This window comes from Streptomyces sp. NPDC058464 (assembly GCF_042721035.1).
In the GTDB taxonomy this organism is placed as follows: Bacteria; Actinomycetota; Actinomycetes; order Streptomycetales; family Streptomycetaceae; genus Streptomyces.
This window is the reverse complement of record NZ_JBHXMA010000020.1, coordinates 173988-200476: the sequence shown is the minus strand read 5'-3', so window position 1 is coordinate 200476 and position 26489 is coordinate 173988. Positions and strand designations below refer to the sequence as shown.

At 72.2% G+C, this 26489-nt stretch carries 22 protein-coding genes; 13 read left to right on the top strand and 9 right to left on the bottom strand.

What is annotated here, in order from left to right; translation table 11 throughout:
* Positions 1-142 precede the first annotated feature (142 nt).
* Positions 143-1390, top strand: coding sequence for a YncE family protein (locus ACFWPQ_RS26065; protein WP_384039323.1), 1248 nt, complete (start codon positions 143-145; stop codon positions 1388-1390).
* A 59-nt stretch (positions 1391-1449) separates the two neighbouring features.
* On the opposite strand, the gene ACFWPQ_RS26060 is transcribed toward ACFWPQ_RS26065, so the two are convergent.
* Complete coding sequence (locus tag ACFWPQ_RS26060) at positions 1450-3306, bottom strand: cellulase family glycosylhydrolase (RefSeq protein WP_384039321.1); 1857 nt, start codon at positions 3304-3306, stop codon at positions 1450-1452.
* 67 nt (positions 3307-3373) lie between these two features.
* Positions 3374-5404, bottom strand: coding sequence for a GTP-binding protein (locus ACFWPQ_RS26055; RefSeq protein WP_384039318.1), 2031 nt, complete (start codon positions 5402-5404; stop codon positions 3374-3376).
* 303 nt (positions 5405-5707) lie between these two features.
* Here ACFWPQ_RS26055 and ACFWPQ_RS26050 point away from each other — a divergent pair, with 303 nt between their 5' ends.
* From ACFWPQ_RS26050 to ACFWPQ_RS26015, 8 genes are all read left to right on the top strand, one after another.
* Positions 5708-6232 (top strand): (2Fe-2S)-binding protein, encoded by a 525-nt coding sequence (locus ACFWPQ_RS26050; protein ID WP_384039314.1) that lies wholly within the window; start codon positions 5708-5710, stop codon positions 6230-6232.
* Positions 6229-8601 (top strand): xanthine dehydrogenase family protein molybdopterin-binding subunit, encoded by a 2373-nt coding sequence (locus ACFWPQ_RS26045; RefSeq protein WP_384039311.1) that lies wholly within the window; start codon positions 6229-6231, stop codon positions 8599-8601. The genes ACFWPQ_RS26050 and ACFWPQ_RS26045 overlap by 4 nt, the downstream gene beginning before the upstream one ends.
* On the top strand, positions 8598-9452 hold the full coding sequence (locus ACFWPQ_RS26040; RefSeq protein WP_384039308.1) for an FAD binding domain-containing protein: 855 nt from the start codon (positions 8598-8600) through the stop codon (positions 9450-9452). Before ACFWPQ_RS26045 ends, ACFWPQ_RS26040 begins: the two co-directional genes overlap by 4 nt.
* A gap of 15 nt (positions 9453-9467) precedes the next feature.
* On the top strand, positions 9468-10343 hold the full coding sequence (locus ACFWPQ_RS26035; protein WP_384039305.1) for an AAA family ATPase: 876 nt from the start codon (positions 9468-9470) through the stop codon (positions 10341-10343).
* Between the two features lie 6 nt (positions 10344-10349).
* Positions 10350-11525, top strand: a complete 1176-nt coding sequence (locus ACFWPQ_RS26030; protein ID WP_384039302.1) for a VWA domain-containing protein — start codon at positions 10350-10352, stop codon at positions 11523-11525.
* Positions 11518-12624: an XdhC family protein gene (locus tag ACFWPQ_RS26025; protein ID WP_384039299.1), complete on the top strand. Its 1107-nt coding sequence runs from the start codon at positions 11518-11520 to the stop codon at positions 12622-12624. The genes ACFWPQ_RS26030 and ACFWPQ_RS26025 overlap by 8 nt, the downstream gene beginning before the upstream one ends.
* A gap of 28 nt (positions 12625-12652) precedes the next feature.
* A complete protein-coding gene (locus tag ACFWPQ_RS26020; protein ID WP_384039296.1) occupies positions 12653-13300 on the top strand; it encodes an SRPBCC family protein in 648 nt (215 codons plus the stop codon).
* Between the two features lie 180 nt (positions 13301-13480).
* Entirely contained in the window at positions 13481-14875 is a 1395-nt protein-coding gene (locus ACFWPQ_RS26015) for a hypothetical protein (protein WP_384039380.1), read from the top strand.
* A gap of 9 nt (positions 14876-14884) precedes the next feature.
* Here the strand turns inward: ACFWPQ_RS26015 and ACFWPQ_RS26010 are convergent, their stop codons facing one another.
* Entirely contained in the window at positions 14885-15385 is a 501-nt protein-coding gene (locus ACFWPQ_RS26010) for a metallophosphoesterase family protein (RefSeq protein ID WP_384039293.1), read from the bottom strand.
* A gap of 110 nt (positions 15386-15495) precedes the next feature.
* Between ACFWPQ_RS26010 and ACFWPQ_RS26005 the strand changes: the two genes are divergently transcribed.
* From ACFWPQ_RS26005 to rfbC, 4 genes are all read left to right on the top strand, one after another.
* Complete coding sequence (locus ACFWPQ_RS26005) at positions 15496-15933, top strand: MarR family transcriptional regulator (RefSeq protein WP_361291777.1); 438 nt, start codon at positions 15496-15498, stop codon at positions 15931-15933.
* Between the two features lie 115 nt (positions 15934-16048).
* On the top strand, positions 16049-16633 hold the full coding sequence (locus tag ACFWPQ_RS26000) for a hydrolase (RefSeq protein WP_384039290.1): 585 nt from the start codon (positions 16049-16051) through the stop codon (positions 16631-16633).
* 184 nt (positions 16634-16817) lie between these two features.
* On the top strand, positions 16818-18839 hold the full coding sequence (locus ACFWPQ_RS25995) for a glycosyltransferase family 2 protein (protein ID WP_384039287.1): 2022 nt from the start codon (positions 16818-16820) through the stop codon (positions 18837-18839).
* Positions 18840-18844: 5 nt separating this feature from the next.
* Positions 18845-19438 carry a dTDP-4-dehydrorhamnose 3,5-epimerase gene (rfbC, locus tag ACFWPQ_RS25990; RefSeq protein WP_361291771.1) on the top strand — a complete coding sequence of 198 codons (594 nt, stop codon included), beginning with the start codon at positions 18845-18847 and terminating at the stop codon, positions 19436-19438.
* Between the two features lie 54 nt (positions 19439-19492).
* Here rfbC and ACFWPQ_RS25985 read toward each other — a convergent pair whose 3' ends face one another.
* From ACFWPQ_RS25985 to ACFWPQ_RS25960, 6 genes are all read right to left on the bottom strand, one after another.
* Positions 19493-20305, bottom strand: coding sequence for a hypothetical protein (locus ACFWPQ_RS25985; protein ID WP_384039283.1), 813 nt, complete (start codon positions 20303-20305; stop codon positions 19493-19495).
* Positions 20306-20501: 196 nt separating this feature from the next.
* The gene (gene rfbD, locus ACFWPQ_RS25980) at positions 20502-21383 is read right to left on the bottom strand and encodes a dTDP-4-dehydrorhamnose reductase (RefSeq protein ID WP_384039280.1); all 882 of its coding nucleotides are present in this window, start codon (positions 21381-21383) and stop codon (positions 20502-20504) included.
* Entirely contained in the window at positions 21383-22381 is a 999-nt protein-coding gene (gene rfbB, locus ACFWPQ_RS25975; protein ID WP_384039277.1) for a dTDP-glucose 4,6-dehydratase, read from the bottom strand. The genes rfbD and rfbB overlap by 1 nt, the downstream gene beginning before the upstream one ends.
* Positions 22378-23445, bottom strand: a complete 1068-nt coding sequence (locus tag ACFWPQ_RS25970; protein WP_384039274.1) for a glucose-1-phosphate thymidylyltransferase — start codon at positions 23443-23445, stop codon at positions 22378-22380. The genes rfbB and ACFWPQ_RS25970 overlap by 4 nt, the downstream gene beginning before the upstream one ends.
* 149 nt (positions 23446-23594) lie before the next feature.
* Complete coding sequence (locus tag ACFWPQ_RS25965; protein ID WP_384039271.1) at positions 23595-23870, bottom strand: hypothetical protein; 276 nt, start codon at positions 23868-23870, stop codon at positions 23595-23597.
* A gap of 58 nt (positions 23871-23928) precedes the next feature.
* Positions 23929-26373, bottom strand: a complete 2445-nt coding sequence (locus tag ACFWPQ_RS25960; protein ID WP_384039268.1) for a SpoIIE family protein phosphatase — start codon at positions 26371-26373, stop codon at positions 23929-23931.
* Positions 26374-26489 lie beyond the last annotated feature (116 nt).

Here is a 26489-nt window from a genome sequence, read left to right as displayed (position 1 = left end):
GCGTACGCCTCTTGTGGACTCAGCCACCCCCTCCTTACTTTTCAGTAAGTTCACTTTGAACGCGCCTGTGTTCAGATTTCGTGACCCATTGACCGCACGGGCACGGGCGCGTCCCCACCCCCCTTCAGAGGAGAGAGCAGTCATGCCTGCCTTCAGACCCAGGCACCTTTGCTCCATGGCCGCCGCCCTCGTCCTGACCGTCGCCGCACCCGCGACCGCCGCCACCGCCGCGGCCGACGCGTCCCTGCGCGAGGTGCTGTTCGTCGGCAACAACTGGGACGGCACCGCGACCGTCCTGAACTCGACCGGCGACTTCGCAAAGGTCGGCCAGCTCAACGTCATCCCCGACAAGGCCGCGCGGATCGCCGAGATCAACGCCGACCCCATCAAGTGGATCTACTACACGTCGATCCGCAACGAGGTCGGCCAGGGCCACGACCAGTACGTGGACGACATGTACTCCACCCCGGACGGAAAGTCCGTGGTCGTCTCGCGCCCGAGCTTCGCCGACGTCGTCTCCATCGACCTCGCCACCGACACGATCAACTGGCGCTTCCCGGTGGCCGGTTACCGCGCCGACCACATGGCCGTCTCCCCCGACGGCACGAAGGTCGCGGTCTCGGCGTCCACCGCGAACAAGGTGCAGGTGCTGGACATCAACACCGGTAAGGAACTGGGCGAGTTCGCCACCGGTGACAAGCCGCACGAGAACGTCTTCAGCCCGGACGGCAAGTACATCTGGAACATGGCGATCGGCGAGGTCACCACCTCGCTCGACGATCCGATCTGGGACTGGACGAAGGGCGACCGACACATCACCGTCGCGGACGCCACGACCTACAAGCAGGTCAAGACCATCGACATGCGGGACCGGCTGGACGCGATCGGCCTGACGGACTTCTCGGACGCGGTCCGGCCCGCGGCCTTCACACCCGACTGGTCGAAGATGTACTTCCAGGTGTCGTTCTTCAACGGCTTCCTGGAGTACGACATCGCCACCGACAAGATCACCCGGGTGAAGACGCTGCCGGCGAACCCGGCGACCAGCACCGACCGCACCACCTGGCTCCTCGACTCGCGCCACCACGGCATCTCGATGAAGCCGGACGGCACCAAGCTGTGCGTCGCCGGGACGATGGACAACTACGCGACGGTCGTGGACCGGACCACGCTCCAGGAGGGCCCGCTCGTCACCGCGTCCACGCCCTACTGGGCGACCGTGAGCGGCGACGGCAAGGACTGCATCATCTCGGAGGCCGGTGCCGACCAGGTGACGGCCATCGACTTCGGCACCGGTCAGAAGGTGCTCTCCGTCCCGGTGGGCGACCACCCGCAGCGCGTCCGGCTCGGCCATGTGCAGGCCGACTGGACGGGTTCGTCGGGGAGTTGACGGCTCATCACGGACTTCGGCCTCCGGGATGCGCGGCACCCCGGAGGCCGAAGCACTGCTCAGAACTTCGCCGCAACCCAGGCGGCCAGTTCCGCCTTGGCCGCGTTCAGCAGGGTGGAGCTGGGCGAGGTCGCCCCGTTGGTCACCAGCGCGAAGTGCAGCACGCCGGAGTCCGAGTCGGTGAGCAGCAGTCGGCGGCTGCCCGTCCCACCCGGTTCCGCCGCCACGCCGACCGGGGTCGAGGACGTGTACGACGGGGGCGCGTAGGACGTGCCCAGGTCGGAGACGACGGTGGTGGACGCGGTCGGGAAGGAGGCCGGGAGATGCAGGTCGGTCGGTGCGGTGGCACTGCTGGAGCGCCAGACCTGGACGGCGTACTGGCCGGAGCCGACCAGCGCGGCCACGTTCGGCAGGGAGCTGGGCACCGGGTTCCAGGTCAGGGTCGTGGAGCCGTCCCGGGAACGGTCCTCGTAGGTGTAGGCGAGGGTGGAGCCGGAGGTGGCGCTCGGGTAGATCCGGTCGAGCAGCCGGGCGTCCTGACGGAGCGTCACGGTACCGGAGTCGGTCATGTTCACCGCGGACATGTCCTCGTCGTTCCAGGCGTCGCCGGAGGTGAGGACCTTGTCGGGGTTGTCGTTCATCAGCTCGTGGTGGCGGCCGCTGTAGATGTCCCACTGCCACTGGGTGCCGGAGAGGACCGGCCCGGAGGACGCCGGAGTGGACCACCAATTGGCCCCGGAGAGACGGGAGTCGAGGGCCTGGTACATCGCCTTGTCGACGGTCGGCGCCTTGCCTGCGGTGGTGCCGGACAGCGGATGCCCGAACTCGCTGACGATCGCCGTGGTCCCGGCGGCCGACGCCCGGTCCCGGATGGTGCCGAAGTCGGTGGAGTACTGGCCGTCGGCGGCATTGCCCCACATGAGGATGCCGGAGATGGCCTTCTGGTCGTAGAAGTGGGTGTTGAAGACGTAGCGCGAGCCGAGCGTGCCCGCGTCCAGCAGGCCGCCCTCCTCCTTGGAGACGTTGCCGTTCCAGTAGAGGTTCGGTTCGACGAGGGCGGGCTTGCTGCTCCAGCCGGCCGCGTCCATCCGGGCGCGGAACTTCTGGTAGAAGGGCCACAGCCGGTTCTGCTCCCAGGTGCGGGAGGCCTCGCCGGAGTCGTAGGAGCCGGCGTACGGCTCGTTGTACGGGTCGAAGCCGACCACACCGGCGAACTCGTCGGACGTCAGGTGCTGGGCCAGGTAGGTCATGGTGGTCTGGGCCGTGGCCAGGAAGGCGTCCTGGAGGCCGTAGTTGTTGTGCCAGAAGTCGTACTGGCCTTCCTGGACGGCCGCGTTCTGGGTGATGTTCTGGCCCCAGAGGAAGCAGATGCCGCAGTACTCGGTCGGATAGTCGCCCAGCGCCACGGCCCATTCGGGGGCGCCGTCGCCCGTGTACCAGCTGCCCGAGTTGAACAGGTAGCGGGAGTACAGGTCCTGGTGGAAGTCGGGGAAGACGCGGATGCCGACGTCGAGGAACGCCTGCATCTGCGCGGTCGCGTTGGCCAGGTAGGTGGTGTCGACCTGGCCCTGGACGGGTTCGGCGTGCGCCCAGGAGAGCAGGAAGCGCACGGCGTTGCCGCCGCCGAGGGCGCGCAGCGCGGTGGCGGACTTCTTCGCGTCGGCGACCGAGGCGAAGGGCAGGCCGCTGTTCTCCTCCAGCTTGGTCTCGCCGGAGACGTTGTAGCCGCGCAGCACGACCTCACGGCCCTGGCCGTCGACGAAACGGCCGTTCTGCACGGTGAGCGCGGTGCCGTCGAACGAGAGGGAGCCGGACGGGGTGGCTGCGGTGGCGGACGGGACGCCCGCCACCGCGAGGAATCCGCAGAGGACAACCAGGACAACGATCAGTCGTGCCCGGATATTCGTCATGTCCATTACAGTCCGGTGATTTCCGGACACAGTCAATACTTCTGACTCACGAGTAAGTTGAGTACCGGTTCGCTCAGCCGGCCACTCGACCGGCCACGTTCAACAGGTACTCCTTACGGCTCAGCGGGTTGTGGTCGGTGCGCGGCCGCTCCGGGACGGGGCCCCGCTCCACCGGCGCGTAGTGGTCGAAGGCGGTCTCCAGCTCGCCCTCGCCCCGGGTCAGCCCCGGCAGCCGCTGCTCCAGTCCGTGCACCCGGGCCGCCGGCACCGCGCCCTCCAGGACCGCGAGCATCCCCTCGGTCCCGGTCCGCTGCGGCACCGCGCCGAGCCCGGCGAGCACCGGAAGCAGCGCGCCCAGCGTGTCCACCGGGGCCTCCAGGCGGAAGCGGTGCATGGGCTCGTGCACCAGGGTGCCGGCCCGCCGCAGCGCCTCGGTGAGCACCAGCGGGGTCAGACCGCGGAAGTCGTAGCCGGTGCTCGACATGCTCTTGTCGAAGCCCTGGTGCGCATGGCTCTGCCGGGGCGAGTAGCCGGAGTGGGTCATGGTCACCGCGCAGTCCGGGATCCGCCAGCCGTGCAGCCCCTGGCCGAGGGTCTCGCGCACGGTGTCCTCGACGGCCTTGAAGAAGGCGTACGGCATCGAGCCCAGCTCCACCTCCAGACGGAAGCCGATGCCCGCGCCGGGCGGGGCCGGCTCCACCCGCAGGCCGACCGTCGCGAGGAAGGGGTTGCCGTCCTTCTTGTTGAACTCGACGGCGGCCCCGGTGCCGGTGAGCCGTTCGACGCAGATGGTCGTCGACTCCCGGAAGGCCACGTCCAGGCCGTACTCGTCGGCGAGGGTCGCCTGGATCACCTCCTTCTGCACCTCGCCGTAGAGGGAGACGGAGGTCTCCTGCCGTGCCTCGTCGTGCCGGACGTCGATCAGCGGGTCCTGCTCGGCGAGCTGGGTGAGGGCGACGTGCAGGGAGCGCCGGTCGGTGCCCGCCCCGGGGACCACGACGGTCTCCAGGGTCGGGGGCGCGAAGTGGTGCTCGTACGCCCGGCCGGGCGCGCCGAGCGCATCACCGATCCGGATGCCGCCGAGCCCCCACAGCTTGACGATCCGCCCGGCACCGGCGCTGTCCCGCCGGAGGTCCGTACCGCACTCGAACACGCTGAGCGCGGTGACCCGCCCTTCCGGTCGGCCGGTGGCCGCCCGCCCGGACGCGCCGCGGTCGGCGGCCCGGGGCTCCCCCGTCCCGTGGCCCTCCCCGAACAGGACCCGGTCACGGACCGCGAGGCTCCCGGAGAAGAGGCGGGCATACGCGATCTTCTCGCCCGCCGGGCCCCGCTCCACCTTGAAGACCGAGGCGGACAGCGGCCCGGCCGGGTCGCCGGCGGCGGCCGGGAGCAGCCGCTCGATGCCGGCGACCAGGTCGGGCACGCCGGCGCCCGTGACGGCGGAGCCGAAGTACACCGGGTGGACCAGGGACCGCCGGGTCTGCTCGGCGAGGGCGGCGCGCAGCCGGGCGTCGGGGACACCGCCGTCGAGGTAGGCGGCGAGCAGCGCGTCGTCCCGGTCGGCGAGCGTGTCCAGCGCGGCCGGGCCGAGGCCGGGCAGGAAGCGGGCGGCGCGGGTGCCGAGCGCGGCGGCCCGGCCCATGGGGACGAGCGGCACGGCGAGCCTGCGGGCCAGCTGGGCGAGCACGGCGTCGTCGCGGGCGCCCCGCCGGTCGATCTTGTTGACGAAGACCAGGGTGGGGATGCGCAGCCGCCGCAGGGTCCGCATCAGGACGCGGGTCTGCGCCTGGACGCCCTCCACGGCCGAGACGACGAGCACCGCGCCGTCGAGGACACCGAGAACCCGCTCCACCTCGGCGATGAAGTCCGGGTGCCCCGGGGTGTCGATGAGGTTGACGGTGACGCCGTCGAGGGGGAACGACACGACGGCGGACTTGATGGTGATGCCGCGCTGCCGCTCCAGGGCGAGCGAGTCGGTCGTGGTGCTGCCGTCGTCGACACTGCCGAGCTCGTCGATGACGCCGGCGGTGTGCAGCAGCCGTTCGGTCAGGCTGGTCTTACCTGCGTCGACATGCGCGAGAATTCCGAGATTGAGCAGATGCACCGGTCGTGATGTCCTTCGGCATGGGTGGGATTCCTTCCTCGGTGGACATGCACGCAGTGCGCATCGGTGGTCCTCTCTCCGTGACGTCGGGTGAGGAGCAGTGCAGCAGGACGGCCCCGGCGGCCGCAATCGATTAACGCTCGGCGAGGGCGCCCGCCCCCACACTCGACAAGAGCCCCCGGACCACGCTCGGCAAGAGCCCCCGCCGCAGCGCTCGCCGCCCTCTCGGCGCGGTTCTAGAGTGACCTACATCACGCCGTCTGGCTCAAACCCCTCGCTCTCGCCACACGGTCTGGAGGCCACATGACCCACATCAAGGTGACGGTGGACGGCACGCCCTACGAGGACGAGGTGGCACCCCGTCTGCTGCTGGCCCACTACCTGCGCGACCGTCTCGGCCTGACCGGCACCCCGATCGGCTGCGACACCTCGAACTGCGGCGCGTGCACGGTCGACCTGGACGGGGCGACCGTCAAGAGCTGCTCGGTGCTGGCCGTCCAGGCGGACGGCTGCACGGTGACCACCGTCCAGGGGCTGGCCGAGGACGGGCAGTGGACGGCGCTGCAGCGGGCGTTCCACGAGCGGCACGGGCTGCAGTGCGGCTACTGCACCCCCGGGATGATCATGGCGGCCCGGGATCTGCTGCGGGAGAACCCGCACCCGTCCTCCGACGAGGTCCGGGAGGCCCTGGAGGGCAATCTGTGCCGGTGCACCGGCTACCAGAACATCGTCCGCGCGGTGCTCGCCGCCGCCGGACAACCGGACGGGCAGCAGGCCGGACAGCAGGCCCCCGCCGGGCAACAGGTACCCGAGGAGGCCACGGCATGACCGACCAGGCCGTACAAGCCGCCGCACACGAGATCGGCCGCTCCCGGCTGCGCAAGGAGGACGCCCGGCTGATCACCGGCCAGACCAGCTGGACCGACAACATCCAGGTCGCCGGGCTGCTCCACCTCGCGGTCCTGCGCAGCCCGATGGCACACGCCCGCCTCACCCGCGTCGACGTCTCCGCCGCCCTGGAACGCCCCGGGGTCATCGCCGCGTTCACCGGCGCCGACCTCGCCGAGGGCCTGGGCTCGCTGCCCTGCGCCTGGCCGGTCACCGAGGACATCGTGCTGCCGGACCACCCGCCGGTCGCCGTCGACGAGGTCCGCCACGCCGGCGACCCGGTGGCCGTCGTGGTGGCCCGCGACCGGTACGCCGCCGCCGACGCGCTGGAGGCGGTCGAGGTCGACTACGACCCGCTGCCCCCGGTCCTCGACCTGGAGGCCGCGCTGGCCGACGACGCCCCGCTGGTCCACTCCGACAAGGGCACCAACCGCTGCTACACCTGGCCGCTCGCCACCGGCGAGAGCTTCGAGGCCGTACGGCAGCGCGCCGACGTCACCCTCAAGCGGCGCTATCACCAGCAGCGGCTGATCCCCAACGCCATGGAGCCGCGCGCGGTCGTGGTCACCCCGATCGCCGCCTCCGGCGAGTACACGGTGTACTCCGCGACCCAGATCCCGCACATCCTGCGGATCATGCTGGCCACCGTCACCGGGATCCCCGAGCAGAAGCTCCGGGTGATCGCCCCGGACGTGGGCGGCGGCTTCGGCTCCAAGCTCCAGGTGTACGGCGAGGAGGCCGTCGCGCTCGCCGTCGCCCGCAGGCTCGGCCGCCCGGTGAAGTGGACGGAGTCCCGCTCCGAGGGCTACCTCGCCACCCACCACGGCCGCGGCATGATCCAGGACGTCGAGGTCGCCGCCACCCGCGAGGGCAGGCTGCTCGGCCTCAAGGTGGACCTGACCGCCGACATGGGCGCCTACCTGATGCTGGTCACCCCCGGCATCCCGATCCTCGGCGCCTTCATGTACCCGGGGATCTACAAGATGGACGCGTACGACTTCACCTGCACCGGCGTCTTCACCACCCGCACCCCCACCGACGCCTACCGCGGCGCCGGACGCCCCGAGGCGACCTTCGCCATCGAGCGGATCATGGACGAGCTGGCCGCCGAACTCGGCCTGGATCCCGTGGAGTTGCGGCGCCGGAACTGGATCCGGCACGAGGAGTTCCCGTACACCTCGATCGCCGGGCTGACCTACGACACCGGCAACTACGAGGCGGCCACCGAGAAGGCCCTCGCCCTGTTCGGGTACGACGGCCTCCGTGCCGAGCAGCAGCGGCGCAACGAACGCGGCGACCCGGTACGCCTCGGCATCGGCGTGTCGACCTACACCGAGATGTGCGGGCTGGCGCCGAGCCGGGTGCTGCGCGATCTCCGGTACGCGGCCGGCGGCTGGGAGGCGGCGAGCATCCGCATGCTGCCCACCGGCAAGGTCGAGGTGGTCACCGGCACCAGTCCGCACGGGCAGGGCCACGAGACCTGCTGGAGCCAGATCGCGGCCGACGTGCTCGGCGTGCCGTTCGAGGACGTCGAGGTGGTGCACGGCGACACCCGGTCCTCCCCGCAGGGCATGGACACCTACGGCTCGCGGTCGCTGGCCGTGGGCGGCGAGGCCGTGCACCGGGCGGCCGTGAAGGTGGTCGAGAAGGCGCGGAAGGTCGCCGCGCACCTGCTGGAGGCCAGCGAGCAGGACCTGGAGTTCACGGACGGCGTGTTCGCCGTGAAGGGCTCGCCGGAGGCGCGGAAGACCATCCAGGAGATCGCCTTCGAGGCGTTCACCAACCACGACCTGCCCGACGGCGTCGAACCGTCCATCAACGCGGAGACGGTGGTCGACCCGGAGAACTTCTCCTACCCGCACGGCACCCACCTGTGCGCGGTCGAGGTCGACACCGAGACCGGGCGGACCCGGATCAGGTCGTACGTCTGCGTGGACGACGTCGGCCATGTCGTCAACCCGATGATCGTCGAGGGCCAGGTGCACGGCGGACTCGCGCAGGGCATCGCGCAGGCGCTGTACGAGGAGGCCGTCTACGACGACGAGGGCAACCTCGTCTCCGGGACCATGGCCGACTACCTCGTGCCGTCGGCGGCCGACCTGCCGGACTTCGTCACCGACCGGACCGAGACCCCGGCGGCCTCGAACGCCATGGGCGTCAAGGGGGTCGGCGAGGCCGGGACGATCGCGTCGACGCCCGCGGTGGTCAACGCCGTGGTGGACGCGCTGCGTCCGCTGGGCGTGACGGACGTACGGATGCCCTGCACCCCCGAGCGGGTGTGGCGAGCGGTGAAGGAGGCGTCGGCATGATTCCCCCGGAATTCGAGTACGCCCGTCCGACGAGCGTCGACGAGGCGGTGCGCGCGCTCGCCGACGCCGGCGAGGAGGCGAAGGTGCTGGCCGGCGGGCAGAGCCTGCTGCCGCTGCTGCGGCTGCGGCTCGCCTTCCCGGAGCTGGTCGTGGACGTCGGCCGGATCCCGGAGCTGCGCGGGGTGCGCGAGGACGGCGACACCCTCGTCATCGGCGCGCTCACCACCCACCACGACGTCATCCGCGACCCGCTGGTACGGCGGCACGCCGGGCTGCTGGCTCAGGCCACGGCCACCGTCGCCGACCCCGCCGTACGGCACCGCGGCACCCTCGGCGGCTCGCTCGCGCACGCCGACCCGGCCGGGGACCTGCCCGCCGTGGCGCTCGCCCTCGACGCCGAACTGGTCGCCGAGGGTCCGGGCGGCCGACGTGCGATCCCGGCCGGGGAGTTCTTCGTGGACTACCTGCAGTCGGCGCTCGCGCCCGACGAACTGCTCGTCGAGGTGCGGATCCCGAAGACCGACAGCTGGGGCTTCCACTACGAGAAGTTCCAGCGGGTCGCGCAGGCCTGGGCGATCGTCGGGGTCGCGGCGCTGGTGCGGCGCGCCGACGGGCACATCGCCGAGGCGCGCATCGGGCTCACCAACATGGGTTCCACCCCGCTGCGGGCCGGCGCGGCCGAGCAGGCGCTGTCCGGTGCCGACGGTCCGGGGGCCGTGGCCCGGGCCGCCGAGGCCGCCGCCGAGGGCACCCGGCCCGCCCGGGACCTGTCGGCCTCGCCCGACTACCGGGAGCACCTCGCGCGGGTACTGACCAGGCGGGCCGTGCTGACCGCCGCCGGAATGGGGTGAGCGCCGATTCCCCCGATGGACGACCCGGAGCAGGTGGGGGCGCGCCTGGCGGAGACGGGGTACCTCGTCGACGAAGGGCTGTCCGTCACCTGCTTCCTGGCCCTCAGACTGCACCGGCCGCTGTTCTGCGAGGGTGACGCCGGCGTGGGCAAGACCGCGCTCGCCGCCGCCCTCGCCGGGGCGCTGGGCGCACCGCTGATCCGGCTCCAGTGCCACGAGGGCATCGACGCCTCCCAGGCCCTGTACGACTGGGACTTCCCGCGCCAGCTGCTGCATCTGCGGGCCGCCGAGGCGGCGGGCGTGCAGGACGCGGACCGGCTGGAGAGCGAACTGTACGACCGGCGCTTCCTGATCGCCCGGCCCCTGCTGCTGGCGCTCCAGCAGCATCCGTCGGTGCTGCTGGTCGACGAGATCGACCGGGCCGACGACGAGTTCGAGGCGTTCCTCCTCGAGCTGCTGTCCGAGTACTCGGTGACGATCCCGGAGCTGGGCACGCTGCGGGCCGAGGAGCCGCCGGTGGTGGTCCTGACCTCGAACCGGACCCGCGAGGTGCACGACGCGCTGAAGCGGCGGTGCCTCTACCACTGGTTCGACCACCCCTCCTTCGCCCGCGAACTGGCCATCGTGCGCAGCCGGTTGCCGCGGGTGTCGGCCCGCCTCGCCGAGCAGGTCACGGCCTTGGTGCAGGCGCTGCGCGGCGCGGACCTGGTCAAGCCGCCCGGAGTGGCCGAGACCCTGGACTGGGCCGAAGCGCTGGACGCGCTGGGGGCGAGCGAGGTGGACGCGGACCTGGCCGTGGCGACGCTGGGTTCGGTGCTGAAGTACCGGGAGGACACGGAGCGGGCGCGGGGGCTCGATCTCTCGGCGGTCCTCGCGGCCCGGGGCGGGTGAGCGGGCATGGGCGCGACGCTGTCGAGGACCGCCGGGGTGCCGGCGGATGCCGTACTGCTCGGTTTCGTACGGGCGTTGCGGGCGGCGGGGGTGGATGCGAGCGCCGAGCGCGGGTACGCGTTCCTGCGCGCCGTGGCCGCGCTGCGGCCGGGGCTGCGCTCGGACGTGTACTGGGCGGGGCGGGCCACGCTGTGCGGCGGCCACGACGACCTGGAGCGGTACGAGCGGGTGTTCGCGGCCTACTTCGGGTCGGTCGGCGCACCACCCGTCCGGCAGCCGGTGCGGACCGCTCCCCCGCCGCGGCTGCGGCTCGTCGCACGGGAGGCGGCCGGCGCACCCCGCTCCGGTGGCGAGAGCGAGCCGCCGGGCCCGCCCACCGCCGCCCTGGCCAGCTCCTCCGAGGTCCTGCGGCACCGCGACGTCACCGAGCTGGACCCCGCCGAACGGGACCAACTACGCCGTCTGCTGGCCGCGTTCACGCTGGAGGGGCAGACCAGGCGCTCGGCGCGGCGCCGGCCCGCCCGGCGCGGTGAGGTCGATCCGCGGCGCACGGTACGGGAGCTGCTGCGGCGCGGCGGGGAGCCGGCCCTGCTGCGGCGGCACGCGCGGGTGGCACGGCCGCGCCGGGTGGTGCTGCTCGTCGACGTGAGCGGTTCGATGGGGCCGTACGCCGACGCGCTGCTGCGGTTCGCGCACGCGGCGGTGCGCGCGGGCCGCACGGAGGTGTTCACCGTCGGCACCCGGCTGACCCGGGTGACCCGCGAACTGTCGCACCGGGACCCCGATCTGGCGATGGCTCAGGTCGCGGCGGCCGTGCCCGACTGGCGCGGCGGCACCCGACTCGGCGAGCTGCTGCGCGAGTTCCTCAACCGGTGGGGGCAGCGCGGCATGGCGCGGGGCGCGATCGTCGTCCTGCTCTCGGACGGCTGGGAGCGCGGCGATCCGGAGCTGCTCGGGCAGCAGATGCGCCGGCTGCACGGCCTGGCGCACCAGGTGGTCTGGGCGAACCCGCGCAAGGCCCGGCCCGGTTACGCACCGCTGGCGGCCGGGATGGCGGCGGCACTGCCCAGCGTCGACTCCTTCGTCGCCGGACACAGCCTGGCCGCTCTCGAGCGGCTCGCCGCGGTGGTGCGGGGCGCGCAGGACGGTGCTGCGCCGGGGAAGGGAGCGGACGGTGCGTGAGATTCTGCCGACGCTGGCCGGCTGGCACGCGGCCGGGTTCCCGTTCGGCCTCGCCACGGTGGTGGCGGTCAGCCGCAGCGCGCCGCGCGGCCCCGGTGCGGCCATGGCGGTGGGGCCGGACGACGAGGTGGTGGGCAGCGTGTCCGGCGGCTGTGTCGAGGGCGCCGTCTTCGAGCTGGCGCAGGAGGTCGTCGCGACCGGCGAGCCGTCGCTGCAGACCTTCGGCTACAGCGACGAGGACGCGTTCGCGGTCGGGCTGACCTGCGGCGGCGAGATCACTCTGCTGGTCCGGCCGGTGACCGCGGACTCCGACCCGGAGTTCGGCGCGGTCGCCGCGTCGGTCGCGGAGGGCGAGCCGGTGACCGTGGCCACGGTGGTGGACGGCCCCGCACCGCGGGGGGCCACGCTCGCCGTCTGGCCGGACCGGGCGGCCGGCTCCCTCGGCACCACCGGCCTCGACGTCGCCGTCACCGCCGACGCGCGCGGCGAACTCGCCCTCGGCGCCTCGGTCCTGAGGCACTACGGCCCGCACGGCGAACGCCGCGAGGACGCGGTCACCGTGTTCCTCCAGTCGTTCGCGCCGCCGCCCCGGATGCTGGTCTTCGGCGCGATCGACTACGCGGCCGCGGTGGCCCGCATCGGCGACTTCCTCGGCTACCGGGTCACCGTGTGCGACGCACGCCCGGTCTTCGCCACCCCGAAGCGCTTCCCCTCCGCCGTCGAGGTCGTCGTCGACTGGCCGCACCGCTACCTGAGCGGCACGGACACCGACGACCGCACGGTGATCTGCGTCCTCACCCACGACCCGAAGTTCGACGTGCCGCTGCTGGAGGAGGCGCTGCGCAGGCCCGCCGCCTACATCGGCGCGATGGGCAGCCGCAGGACCCACGGCGAGCGGCGCGCACGGCTGGCCGAGGCCGGTCTCACCGAGGCCGAACTGTCCCGGCTGCGCTCGCCGTTGGGCCTCGACCTCGGCGCTCGCACCCCGGAGGAGGTCGCGGTGTCCGTCGCCGCCGAGATCGTCGCCCTGCGCTGGGGCGGCAGTGGCGCGCCCCTGGCCACGATCACCGGCGCCATCCACGCACCCGCCGTCCGCTGACCGGGCCGGCCGTCAGGAGGAGTGAGTCATGGAACTGCACCACGAGTTCGGCGTCCCCGTCCCGGTCGACGAGGCCTGGCACGCGCTCCTCGACATCGAGCGGGTCGCGCCGTGCCTGCCGGGCGCGGTGGTCGAGGACTACGACGGCCGGACGGTGACCGGTTCGGTGAAGGTCAGGGTCGGCCCGGTCACGGTGACCTACCGGGGCACGGCGGTCTTCGAGGAGCAGGACGGGGCGGCGCACCGGATGGTGCTGGTGGCGAGCGGCCGGGAGACCCGCGGGCAGGGCACGGCCCGGGCGACGGTCACCGCGACGCTGGCCGAACGCGACGGCGGTACCGCCGTGTCGGTCCGTACCGACCTCACGGTGACGGGCCGTCCCGCGCAGTTCGGGCGCGGGGTGCTGTCGGAGGTCGGCGACCGGCTGGTGGGGCAGTTCGCGGACTGCCTGGCGGAACGGCTGGCCGAGCGGGCGCCCGGCCCCGGCGGCGAACCGGAGCCGCCGGGCGAGGACTTCGGGGAGGCCGTACCGGCGCAGCCGCTCGACCTGCTGCGTACGGCCGGGGTGCCGGTGGCCAAGCGGGCCGCCGCGGTGGCCGCCGTGCTCGCCGTGCTCACGGTGGCGGCGGCACGGCTGCGCCGGCGCCTTCGGCGGCATCGCGCAGGCCACCGGTGACTGTTCCGTCCGCCGAACACTATGAACACAACGCCCGGGCCATGGTTCCGGTCCCGGGCCGCTCCCTAGCATCGCCGCGGACGGCGCGCCGAAGCGCCGACGAGGACAGGGAGCCGCGCCTTGGACAGGTCGAGAACCCCCGCACGGGTCCGCCGGACGAGCCGCCACCGGCGTACCGGACTGCTCGCCTCGCTGGCGGCGGCGCTCACCGCCGCCTTCGCCGGCGCCCCTCCCGCACAGGCGGAGACACCGCCGCCGACCGCCGTCTCCTGCCCGGCCGAACTCGACGGCAGGGCCACCTGCTACACCGGCCAGGACGCCGACGGCGCCTACTACGCCATGGCCGTCCCCGCGCACTGGAACGGCTCCCTGGTCGTGCACGCCCACGGCGGCCCCGACCTCGGTACCGGCTCGGACCCGGCCCGCAGCGTCGACGACCTGGCCCGCTGGTCGGTGATGGTGAAGGAGGGGTACGCCTGGGCGGGTTCGTCGTACCGCAGGGGCGGTTACGGCACCCGCATGGCCGCCGAGGACACCGAGAACGTGCGCCGGCTGTTCGTCGCGAACTTCGGGAAGCCGCGGCGAACTTATGTGCACGGCCAGTCCTGGGGCGGGGACGTCGCCGCCAAGGTCGTCGAGGTGTACGGCCGCCGGGGCGGACCGTACGACGGGGCGCTGCTCACCAGCGGTGTCCTCGGCGGCGGATCCCGGGGGTACGACTACCGCGTCGACCTCCGCGTCGTCTACCAGTACTACTGCCGGAACATGCCCCGGCCGACCGAACCCCGGTACCCGCTGTGGCAGGGGCTGCGCGCGGACTCGACGCTGACGACGGCCGGACTGCGCGCCCGGCTCCAGGAGTGCACGGGCTACGCCTCGGCCCCGCAGGACCGCACCGCCCTCCAGCAGCGCAACCTCGACGACGTCCTCGCCGTCACCGGCGTCCCCGAGCGCACCCTGGAGTCGCATCTGCGGTTCGCGGTCTTCACGTTCCGGGACATCGTGATCGGCCGGCTGGGCGGCCGAAACCCGTTCTCGAACCAGGGTGTTCGGTACTCGGGGTCGCACGACGACGAGGCGCTCAACGCCGGGGTCGAGCGGTTCACCGCCGATCCGACGGCGGTGCGGGACCTGTCCTACGACAGTGATCTCACCGGCAAGGTGTCGATCCCGGTGCTCACGCTGCACGCGATCGACGATCCGACGGCGTTCGTGGAGCACGAGGCGGCCTACCGGGCCACCCTGCGCGGCGCGCACCGGGACCGGTACCTCGTGCAGACGTTCACCCACGAGTCCGAGCACAGTGCGCTGAGCGACGCGGAGTACGCCGACTCCATTGCGGCACTGGACGGTTGGGTGCGCACGGGCCGGAAGCCGACGCCCGGGACGATCGCGGACTCGTGCGCCGCGTTCGACCGTTCCTACGCCACGGGCTGCTTCTACGACCCGGACTTCCGCCCCGCCTCCTACGCCTCCCGGGTCCGGCCGCGGCCGGGCGGGCTGCACTGGCCCGCCATGACGGCGGCGCAGGAGAAGCGGTGGAGCAGGATCGCCGGGGTCGGGATCGCGCCCTGACGGAACGCCTCAGCGTGGCGGCAGCCGGTGCAGGGTCACCTCGGTGAGCGCGCCGTCCGCGGCGGTCGCGGTGAGGTAGGTGCAGTGGGGCTGGCGGCGGCGGTCGGTCGGGGAGCCGGGGTTGAGCAGCCGCAGGCCGCCCGGGGCCGTGGTGTCCCACGGGATGTGGCTGTGCCCGAAGACCAGGACGTCCAGGTCCGGGAAGCGGGCGGCGCAGCGGGCCTCGCGGCCCTGGGCGGGGCCGGTCTCGTGGATCATCCCGAAGCGCAGGCCGCCCAGGTCGGCGTGTGCGACCTCGGGAAGCCGGGCGCGCAGGCCGGGGCCGTCGTTGTTGCCGTACACCCCGATGAGACGGCGGCTGCGGCTCTCCAGCAGGTCGAGGGTGGCCTCGTCGACCCAGTCGCCGGCGTGCAGGACGACGTCCGCGCGCGGCAGCTCGGCGAGGAGCTGGTCCGGGAGCCGCTTGGCGCGCAGCGGGAGGTGCGTGTCGGAGATCAGGAGCAGGCGCACCCGGCCAGCGTAGGGCAGATGACCTCGGCGATATCTTCAGTCCAGACTTAACAGTCTCGACTGAGCAGCCTCGACTGGACAGTCACACCTGACGGTTCTACGGTGGGCACATGGCAGAGATCTCCGACTCCGCGACCCGTACGGCACGCGACCTGCGCGTGATGTTCAGCAGGATGCGCCGTCGCATCCGCGAGGTCGCCCAGGACGCGGACCTCACCCCGTCGCAGGAGTCGGCCCTCACCCTGGTGTCGAAGCACGGCGCGGCCACGGCCAGTGCGCTGGCCTCCGCCGAAGGGGTGCGGCCGCAGTCGATGGCGGCCACCCTGGCCGCGCTCGACCAGCAGGGCCTGATCCGCCGCAGCCCCGACCCGACCGACGGCCGCCGCCAGCTGGTCACCCTGACCGAGGCCGGCCAGGCCCGCGTCGAGGGCAACCGGCAGGCACGCGACGAGTGGCTGGCCCGCGCCTTCCAGGAGCGGTACACCGAGGACGAGCGCCAGGTCCTCCTCACCGCGATCGAGCTGCTGGAACGGCTGTCGCGCCCGTGACACCGAGGGGCACCGCGGGCCCCCGCGAGGACACCCGCGCGGCCTCTGCCCGGCCGCTCCCCGGCCCGGCTCACCCCCGAACCCCGTCAAGCCCCCGAAAGGCCTGATCCACCCCATGTCCCTGAGCACGCTCGACCCGCGCACCGCCCTTGTCGTCATCGACCTCCAGCAGGGCATCGTGGCCATGCCCACCCAGCCGCACACCGGCCCCGAGGTGGTGGCCCGCGCGGTGGAGCTCGCCGACGCCTTCCGCGCCCAGGACCTGCCCGTGGTCCTGGTCCGGGTCTCCTTCGCCGCCGACTTCGCCGACGCCGTCCCGGGCCGCACCGAGCGCCAGGCGCGCGGCCTCGCCTTCCCGGAGGGCTGGGACGTGGTCGTCGACGAGCTCTCCGGCCACGACGGCGACATCCATGTCACCAAGCACAACTGGAGCGCCTTCCACGGCACCGGTCTCGACGACCAGCTGCGCCGCCGGGGCGTCACCCAGATCGTGCTGACCGGCATCGCCACCAGCGTCGGCGTGGAGTCCACCGCCCGCGACGCCTACGCGCACGGCTATCACGTGACGCTCGCCACGGACGCCATGGCCGACGCCGACCCCGAGGCCCACCGGGGCAGCGTCGAGCGGATCTTCCCGCGGCTCGGCGAGTCCGGCAGCACGGCGGAGATCCTGGAGCTGCTCGCCAAGACCCACGGCTGAGGCCACCGTCGGGACCACGGCTCGCACTACGTCCGACCAGCCCTTTTGGTGCGCGGATGACACTTCACAACCCGGTCTTACCCGGAGGCGGGACACGCCTGTGGACAGGGCCGGGTTAGCATTCGGCCACAAGTAGGTGCCGTCCAGGCAAATGGGCGGCTTATCCAGGGGGCTAGGTAGCCGGATGCCGGTCAAAGTCAGTGTTGTCGTCCCTGTGTACAACCCGGGGCCCTATATCGAGGACTGCATCGCCTCGGTGCTGCGGCAGTCGCTGCCGCGCGACGAGTACGAAGTGATCTTCGTGGACGACGGGTCCAGCGACGAGACACCGGCCCGGCTCGACGCGGTCGCCGCCGAGCACCCGCACGTGCACGTCATCCACCAGGAGCCCTCCGGCTGGTCCGGCAAGCCCCGCAACGTGGGCATCGCCGCGTCCAAGGGCGAGTTCGTGATGTTCGTCGACAACGACGACTTCCTGGGCGACGAGGCCCTGGAGCGGATGTACAACTACGGCGTCGAGAACGAGGCCGACCTGATCATCGGCAAGATGGCCGGCAAGGGCCGCCCGGTGCCGGTCGAGCTGTTCCGCCGCAACCACCCGCGGGCCACCGTCGAGAACGCCCCGCTGATGGACAGCCTGACCCCGCACAAGATGCTGCGCCGGTCCTTCCTGGACCGCATCGGGCTGCGCTTCCCGGAGGGCCGCAGGCGGCTGGAGGACCATGTCTTCGTCGCCGAGGCGTACCTGCGCGCGTCGAACATCTCCGTGCTCAGCGACTACGTCTGCTACTACCACCTCAAGCGGGACGACGCCTCCAACGCCGGTTTCCAGCGCTTCGACCCGGTCGGCTACTTCGGGAACCTCCGTGAGGCCCTCGACGTCGTCGAGCGCTACACCGAGCCCGGCCACACCCGCGACCTGATGTTCCGTCGCTGGCTGCGCAGCGAGATGGGCGAGCGGCTGCGCGGCAAGCGGTTCCTGAAGCTGCCGGACGACTACCGCAGGGAGCTCTTCGACGAGATCCACAAGGTGATCGCCGAGCGCATGGGCCCCTCCGTGTTCGCCCTGCTGGAGCCGGCCCACCGGGTGGTCACCGAGCTGGCCGGCGCCGGCCGCTACGAGGACGTGCTCGCCGTCGCCGAGTGGGAGGCGGCCATCGCCCCCTCGACGGCCGCGCGGAGCGTCACCTGGGACGGCGACGCCCTGAAGATCGGGTTCAGCGCCGAGTACGCCGTCGACGGCGCGCCCAAGACCTACCCGGCCGACACCTCGGGCGCCGAGCCCGAGGGCCCGGCGGCCACGGCCGCGGACGCGATCGCCCGGCTGGAGCGCGGCACCGCCGCCCGCTTCGCGCGGGCCAGGGTCGACCTGATGATGCGCGAGCGCGAGACGCACGCCCAGTTCTTCCAGCCGGTCGAGATCACCCGCGAGACCCTCCCCGTCGAGGGCGAGCCGAACCGCGTCCGCCTGGTCGTGAACGCCACCGCCACCGTGGACCCGGCCACCGCCGCCAGCGGTACCCCGCTGCCGCCCGGGCTGTGGGACGCGTTCGTCCGCCTGACGATCGGCGGCTGGACCCGGGAGCACCGGCTGTTCCCGGTGTCGAAGGACCCGCTGCCCGCACTGCCCGTCCCGGGCGTCGTCGGCGGCCACCGGGTGCTGCCGTACTGGACGGTCAAGAACAACTTCGCCCTGGACATCGACCAGGCGGGCAAGCGGCTCGGCTTCGGCGAGTTCAAGCCCGCGGACTTCACCGTCGCCGGCGACCGGCTGCGCGCGGTGCTGCCGTTCCACGTCACCGGCGACGTGAAGGCGGCGATCCGGCTGACCGGTCCGAAGCCCGCCGCCGAGGTGCTGGAGGTGCCGGCCACGCTGTCGCCCGCCGAGGGCGGCCACGCCGTGCTGGACGCCCCGCTGCCGGTGCGATCGCTGCAGCAGGGCGGCTGGCGGATCGCCCTGTGCCTGGTCGCGGACGCCACCGAGCCGCGCTTCTTCACGCTGCCGCTCGTCGTCCGCAACTCCCCCGAGGGCCTGAAGGTCGCCAAGCCGGCCCCGAAGAAGCCCAAGGCCGCCGCCGCACCCCGGCCGAGGCCGCGGCCGGGCATCGCCCGCCGCCTGGCCCGCAGGCTCCCGCTGCCGGTGCGCCGCGCACTGGTCAGGGCGCTGGGCAGGGGCCGGAAGCCCGCACGACAGGAAGGCAAGTAAGAACCGTGCGACCGCTGAGCATCGAAGGCGCCTGGGTCCAGGAGCCCAAGGTCTTCCCCGACGACCGGGGCAGCTTCCACGAGTGGTTCAGGGCCGGGGAGTTCCGCGAGGCCCTCGGCTACGACCTCGACCTCGCGCAGGCCAACTGCTCGGTCTCCCGGCGCGGTGTGCTGCGTGGCATCCACTTCGCCGACGTGCCGCCGAGCCAGTCCAAGTACGTCAAGTGCGTGCGCGGGGCCGTGCTGGACGTGATCGTGGACATCCGGGTCGGCTCCCCCACGTTCGGCAACTGGGAGGCGGTCCGGCTGGACGACGAGAACCGGCACGCCGTGTTCCTGTCGGAGGGCCTCGGCCACGCGTTCATGGCGCTGACCGACGACGCCACCGTGGTGTACCTGTGCTCGGCCGGGTACGCGCCCGGCCGTGAGCACGGGATCAACCCGCTCGACCCCGCCCTCGGCATCGAGTGGCCCGAGGGCCTGGAGCCGGTGCTGTCCGAGAAGGACGCCGAGGCACCCTCGCTGGCCGAGGCGGCGGAGTCCGGGCTGCTGCCGTCGTACGCGGACTGCGTCGCCTACTACGAGCAGTTGCGCGGCTGACGACCGCGACGGGGAGCCGGGCCGTGGCCCGGCTCCCCGTCGGTCGGTGCGGTGTCAGGACTTCGCGTAGCGCTGCTTCAGCGCGCTGCGCTTGTTGCTGCCCTCGGCATTCCGGCCTTTTTCGATGATCACCAGATTGTGGTAGAAGTGCACGCCGACGACATTGAGGTCCGTGTACGACGGCTGGTAGTTCTCGGTCACGAATTCCTCGTAATTCAGCCCGTCCGTCAGCCGCTTCAGCATCCCCATACTGGTGTGCGCGGCGTCGAGGTCCTCGCTGCCCTGCCATTCGGGCCAGTACGAGGACTGCGTGTCCTCGACGATGTAGATGCCACCGTCCTTGAGACGCGGGAAGAGCGTGGCGAAGGTCGTGAGCACATGCGGACTGCGGTGACTTCCGTCGTCGATGATGACATCCAGCTCACCGATCTTGTCGGCGATCGAGTTCAGCGACGACGGGTCCGACTGGTCGCCGATGAACGTCGTGACGCGGTCCTCGTCGACAAATGACTTGTCCTGGATGTCCATTCCGAAAATCTGCGCCTTCGGGAAGAACTGCTTCCACATCCGCAGGGAAGCCCCGCCCTGACCTGGCCTGTTGTAGCCGCCGATACCGATTTCCAGCAGGTTGAAGGACTCGTTCCTCAGGTGCCCGAGGTGGCGCTGGTAGTGCTGGGTGTAGCGGTGTATTCCCCACTTGTCCGTCTTGAAGTGCTGGGCGAGTTTGTTGAGATCGCCGGAGATCGCGTCCAGCCCTGTCGGCTTGGCCGGCTGGGCCGGCCGCGCGGACAACCGCCGCTTCAGTCGTCGCAGGACCCGCACATTCTTCTCACCCAGTACGGACTTCACGGTCGCTCGCATCGACATCGCGGGACAAATCCTTTCCCTACCCGACCCACAAGATATTCAAAGCATCATCGTAGTGACGTGGGGCACTCCACAAGGGGCGAACACGGTGTCCTGTGAAAAAGACCGGCGGGCTCCGGTATTTCCGAACGCCGCAGGGCGGCCGACATGCTCGGTGAGCGGTCGGCCGCCCTGCGGCGCGTCGGTGCGAAGTGCCTTATGCGGGTATCTCCTTGCGGATGAGCGGCAGCCCCTCCTCGAGGGCCTGCCGCCAGTCCCGCAGCGGCTCCAGACCCACCTCGGCCCACCGGTCGTGCCCGAGGGCGCTGTAGGCGGGGCGGGGCGCCGGGCGGACGAACGCCTCGCTGGTCGTGGGGCGTACCCGCTCGGGGTCGGCGCCGAGCAGGCGGAACACCTCCCGGGCCAGCTCGCACCAGGTGGCCGCACCGGAGTTGGTGCCGTGGAAGACGCCGTGCGCGCGGTCGTCCCGGCCGAGGCGGGGGCCCAGGTCGGCGATCCGGGCGGCCAGGTCGGCGCTCCAGGTGGGCTGGCCGCGCTGGTCGTCGACGACGTCGAGGGTGTCCCGGCGGGACTCCAGCTCGATCATCGTGCGCACGAAGTTCTTCCCGTGCGTGCCGTACAGCCAGGCCGTGCGGACCACCGCGCTCGCGCCCGGCAGCTCCGCCAGGACGGCCCGCTCGCCCGCGAGCTTGGTGCGCCCGTAGGCGGTGCGCGGGTCCGTCGGGTGGTCCTCGGGATACGGGCTGGTGCGGGCCGCGCCGTCGAAGACGTAGTCCGTCGAGACGTGGACGAGGCGGGCGCCGTGCCGGGCGGCGGCACGGGCCAGCAGGCGCGGGCCCTCGCCGTTGATCAGCAGGGCCCGCTCCTCGTCGGTCTCGGCGTCGTCGACGGCCGTGTAGGCGGCGCAGTTCACCACGAGGTCGGGCCGGTGCCCGGCGAGTGCCGACTCCACCGAACCGGCACTGGTGATGTCGAGGTCGGCGCGGCCCAGGGCCACGACCTCCGCACCCCGGCGGGCGAGTTCCTCGACCACGTCGTGGCCGAGCATGCCGCCCGCTCCGGCGACGAGCCACTTCATCAGTGCTTCCCCTGCTCCTTGCGGGACTCCAGGGCGGCGCGCTCCTTGAGCGGCTCCCACCAGTCCCGGTTGTCGCGGTACCAGGCGACGGTGTCGGCGAGGCCGGAGGTGAAGTCGTGCTTGGGGGTGTAGCCCAGCTCGTCGTGGATCTTGCTCCAGTCGACGGAGTAACGCTGGTCGTGGCCCTTGCGGTCGGCGACGCGGTCGACGCGGTCCCAGTCGGCGCCGCAGGCCTCCAGGAGCAGCCCGGTGAGCTCCTTGTTGCTGAGCTCGGTGCCGCCGCCGATGTTGTAGACCTCGCCGGGACGGCCGCCGGTACGGACCAGGTCGATGCCCTGGCAGTGGTCCTCGACGTGCAGCCAGTCGCGGACGTTGCTGCCGTCGCCGTAGAGCGGGACGTTCTTGCCGTCGAGGAGGTTGCTCACGAAGAGCGGGATGACCTTCTCGGGGAACTGGTGCGGCCCGTAGTTGTTGGAGCAGCGGGTGACGCGGACGTCCAGGCCGTGGGTGCGGTGGAAGGCCAGCGCGAGCAGGTCCGAGGAGGCCTTGGAGGCGGAGTACGGCGAGTTCGGCTGGAGCGGGTGGCTCTCGGGCCAGGAACCGGTCTCGATGGAGCCGTAGACCTCGTCGGTGGAGACGTGCACGAACGGGCCGACATCGTGCCGCAGGGCCGCGTCCAGGAGGGTCTGGGTGCCGACCACGTTGGTGCGGACGAACGCGCCGGCGCCGTCGATGGAGCGGTCGACGTGCGACTCGGCCGCGAAGTGCACGACCTGGTCGGCCTCCGCCATGAGCTTGTCGACCAGCTCGGCGTCGCAGATGTCGCCCTGCACGAAGGTCAGGCGGGGGTGCGCCGCGGGGAGGTTCGTCAGGGTGCCCGCGTAGGTGAGCTTGTCCAGCACGGTGACGTGCGGCGCGTCGGGCGCGTCGGCGGCGAGCAGGCCGCGGACGTACGTGGAGCCGATGAAGCCGGCGGCGCCGGTGACGAGGAGGTTCATGAACGGATCTGCACCTTGCTGTGGTCTCCGAGAACGAGGCGGTGGGCGCTGGGGGTGCCGGTTGCCGGGGTCACCTCGACATGCCGGCCGATCAGCGAGGACTCGATCCTGCCCACCCCGTCGATGGAGGAGTCCCGCAGCACTATGGAGAACTCCAGCTCACTCTCGGTGATCCGGCAGTTCTCGGCGATCGACGTGAAGGGGCCCACGTAGGAGTCGCCGACGACGGTCCCGGCGCCGATCACGGCCGGGCCGACGATCCGGGAGTTGGTGACGCGCGCACCGGCCTCGACGACCACGCGGCCGACGATCTGGCTGGTCTCGTCGACCTCGCCGTCGATGCGCGGCTCCTGGGCCTCCAGGACCGTCCGGTTGACCTCCAGCATGTCGACGACGTTGCCGGTGTCCTTCCAGTAGCCCTTGATCACCGTGGAGCGCACGTCGGCGCGCTGGTCGATGAGGTGCTGGATGGCGTGGGTGATCTCCAGCTCGCCGCGCCAGGACGGCTTGATGGCGCGTACGGCGTCGTGGATGGCGGGCGTGAACAGGTAGACGCCGACCAGGGCGAGGTCGCTCTTGGGCTCCTGCGGCTTCTCCTCCAGGCCGACCACCTGGCCGTCGGCGTCCAGCTCGGCGACACCGAAGGCGCGCGGGTTGGGCACGTGGGTGAGGAGGATCTGGGCGTCGGGGCGGGTCTCGCGGAACTCGTCGACCAGTCCGCTGATGCCGCCGACGATGAAGTTGTCGCCGAGGTACATGACGAAGTCGTCGTCACCGAGGAACTCGTGCGCGATCAGGACCGCGTGGGCCAGGCCCAGCGGGTGCTCCTGGGGGATGTAAGTGACGTGCAGGCCGAACTTCGACCCGTCGCCGACCGCCTCCTCGATCTCGGCGGCGGTGTCGCCGACGATCATCCCGACCTCGGTGACGCCCGCGGCGGCAAGGGATTCGAGCCCGTAGAACAGCACGGGTTTGTTCGCCACCGGTACGAGCTGTTTCGCCGATGTGTGGGTGATCGGCCGCAGCCGGGTTCCGGCACCGCCGGAGAGCACCAAAGCCTTCATTCGCTACACCTTATAGGTGAACATCTGATTGAGACGTTCTTCTGTTTTCCTGACTGGTTACGACAGTATGGCTTCAGTGCGGATGCCATGTGACCACGAGGTACCCCGTAGCGGCATCCAGAGGCATCCAGACCGGTTTGTCCCGCGGTTCAGGAGTCCTCCGGCCAGGCCGCGGCGCGTTCCACCGCCGCCTCGACCTCGGCCCTTGACCGGCCCTCTTCACGGGCGTACTCGTTCACCGCGGCCAGTTCGTCGCGGGCCAGGTCGCGCCAGGCGCGCAGGGCGGTCTCGTAGGTCTCCGACTGGGCGCCGCCGGACTGCTCCCGGGCCGGTGGCCCGTAGGTGTCCCGCAGTTCCAGGACCTTGTCGTGGGCCGCGTCGGCCGCGCGGTGCTTCGCCACGAGTTCTTCGAAGGTATGTGCCACGTAAGGACACTAAGGAGGGTCGGCCCGCGCCGCCTGTCGAGAGCGGGGGCCGCGGGGTTCAGTCCTCCAGGACGAGATCCGCCCACACCTGCTTGCCGCCGCTGGCCGGCACCGTCCCCCAGGCCACCGCCATGGCCTCCACCAGGAGGATGCCGCGCCCGCCGGTGGCCTCCCAGCCGATGTTGGTGGGCTTCACCGGACTGCGCGGCGAGGCGTCGGCGACGGCGATCCGCAGCCGGTGGTCGACCAGGGTCAGGTCGAGCCGGACCGGTCCGTCGGTGTGGATGAGGGCGTTGGTGACGAGCTCGGAGACCACCAGCAGGGCGGTGTCCATCGCCTCGTCGGTCATGCCCCAGGAGCGCAGCACCCGGCGGCTGAAGCGGCGGGCGTGCCGGGCGGCCTCGGGGACCCGCCACACCGTCCAGCTCTCGCGCAGCGGGCGGACGGCCATCCCGTCGTAGCGCATCAGCAGCAGGGCGACGTCGTCGGAGCGGTGTGCGTGGCCGAGCAGTGCGTCGGCGGCCAGACCCAGCCGGGCGGGGTCGGTGCCGGCGAGGTCGCGGGCGAAGCGCTCCATGCCGTCGTCGATGTCGGTGTCGGGTGACTCGACCATGCCGTCGGTGGTGAGCGCGAGCAGGGTGCCGGGGTACAGGCTGAGCTGGGTCATCGGGAACTCGGTCTGGCCGAGCACCCCGAGCGGGGGGCCGCCCTCGGTCTCGGTGATCAGCGTGGTTCCGTCCGGGTGACGCAGCACGGGCGGCAGGTGTCCGGCGCGCACGCACCAGGCGGTGCCGTCCTCCATGTCGACGTCCACGTAGCAGCAGGTGGCGAAGAGATCGCTCTCCATGTCCAGCAGGAGCCGGTTGGCGTGCGAGACGACGACGTCGGGGGTGTGGCCCTCGGCGGCGTAGGCGCGCAGGGCGGTGCGCATCTGGCCCATGAGCGCGGCGGCGCTCGCGTTGTGCCCCTGGACGTCGCCGATGACGAGGGCCACGTGGTTGTCGGTCAGCGGGATCACGTCGTACCAGTCGCCGCCGACCTGCAGGCCCACGGTGGTGGGCAGGTAGCGGGCGACGGCCTCGCCGCCGGGCAGGCCGGGCAGCCGGCGCGGCAGCAGGGCGCGCTGGAGCATCCCGACGAGCTCGTGCTCGGCGTCGAAGGAGTGCGCGCGCATCAGGGCCTCGCCGGCGAGGCCGGCGGAGGCGATGAGCAGGGCGCGTTCGTCGGGGCCGAAGTCGTGCGGGCTGTCCCAGCCGATCAGGCAGGCGCCGGCCATCCGGCCGCCGGCGGGCAGCGGAAGGATGGCGAGGCCGCCGGGACCGACCTCGGCGAGCGCGGGTTCCAGGGCGGCGCCCGCGGGCCAGATCTGGGCCCGGCCCTCGCGCAGCGCGGTGGCGAGGGTGGGCATGGCGCGCACGGGTGCGTCGGGCCATTCGGTGCGCCACTCCCTGCGCCAGAGTTCGGGCCAGCACTCGGCGTCGGGCGGGTCGAGGACGACGACGACCAGACGCTCGTTCTCCAGCTCGGCCAGGGCGATCCGGTCCGCCTTGAGCGGCGCGCGCAGGGCGGTGACGACGGCCTGGCTGACGTCCTTGACGGTGCCGGCGGTGGCCAGGGCGGCGGCCAGCTGCTGCACGCGGGCCACGTCGGTGACGTCCGAGCGGAGCGTGGAGGCGTCGGCGACGGTGCCGGCCAGCCGGGCCGGGCGCCCCTCGCCGCCGGGGACCAGCCGGCCGCGCAGCCGCAGCCACTTGGGCGGGCCCGAGGGCTGCAGGATCCGGAACTCCAGCTCGCGGTCGCCGATGGACATGTGGTCGGCCTCGACGACGGACATGAGGGCGGGCAGGTCCTCGGGCACGGTACGGCCCAGCAGCGTCTCCACCTTGCCGTCGAACTCGTCCCGGCCCATCCGGAACAGGTCGAGGATGCCGTCGCCGACGGCGATCCGGCCGGTGTCCATGGCGAGGCTGAAGGCGTCGGCGGGCAGTTCGCCGGTGTCCGTGGCCGAGGGGAGCGGGGCGGGCAGGGCGATCGCCCCGGCGACCAGGTCCAGGCAGGCGCGGTCCTCGGGGCCGAAGCCGTCGTCCCGCTCGCTGACGGCGACGAGGAGTCCGGTGCCGCCGGGCAGCGGGACGACGGCCAGCCAGAACTCCTGGGACGGGGTGCGCCGCGCCTCCGGGCAGCCGGCCAGCTCGTCGGGGCCGAGCAGGACGGACCGCCCGGTGCCGTACGCCTCGGCCGCCGGGGACCGCCCGACGGCCGGGTAGGCGTCGCGCAGTCCGTAGAGGGTGCGGGGCAGGCCCGCCGACTCGGCGAGGCGCAGCACGGTGCCGTCGTCGCCGGGCGCGTACACCCCGGCGAAGGCCGCGCCGGCGAACACCAGTGCCTGTTCGAGAACGCGCCGGAGCCGATCGGGTGCGCCGGGATCGCCAGTGAGCGTTTCGAGGGCGATTTCGGCGCGATCGGTTCTCGTTCCGCGTACCGCAGCGCCCTCACTGACCACGCCGCCATTACAGCGCTTATGAGGCGTCTGCGCAGCCCCTGTGACCGTTCCGTGGAGGGCGGGGGGCGAGTGCGCCCGAAACGCACCGAACGTGTCGTGCCCCGGGCGCTCCGCGC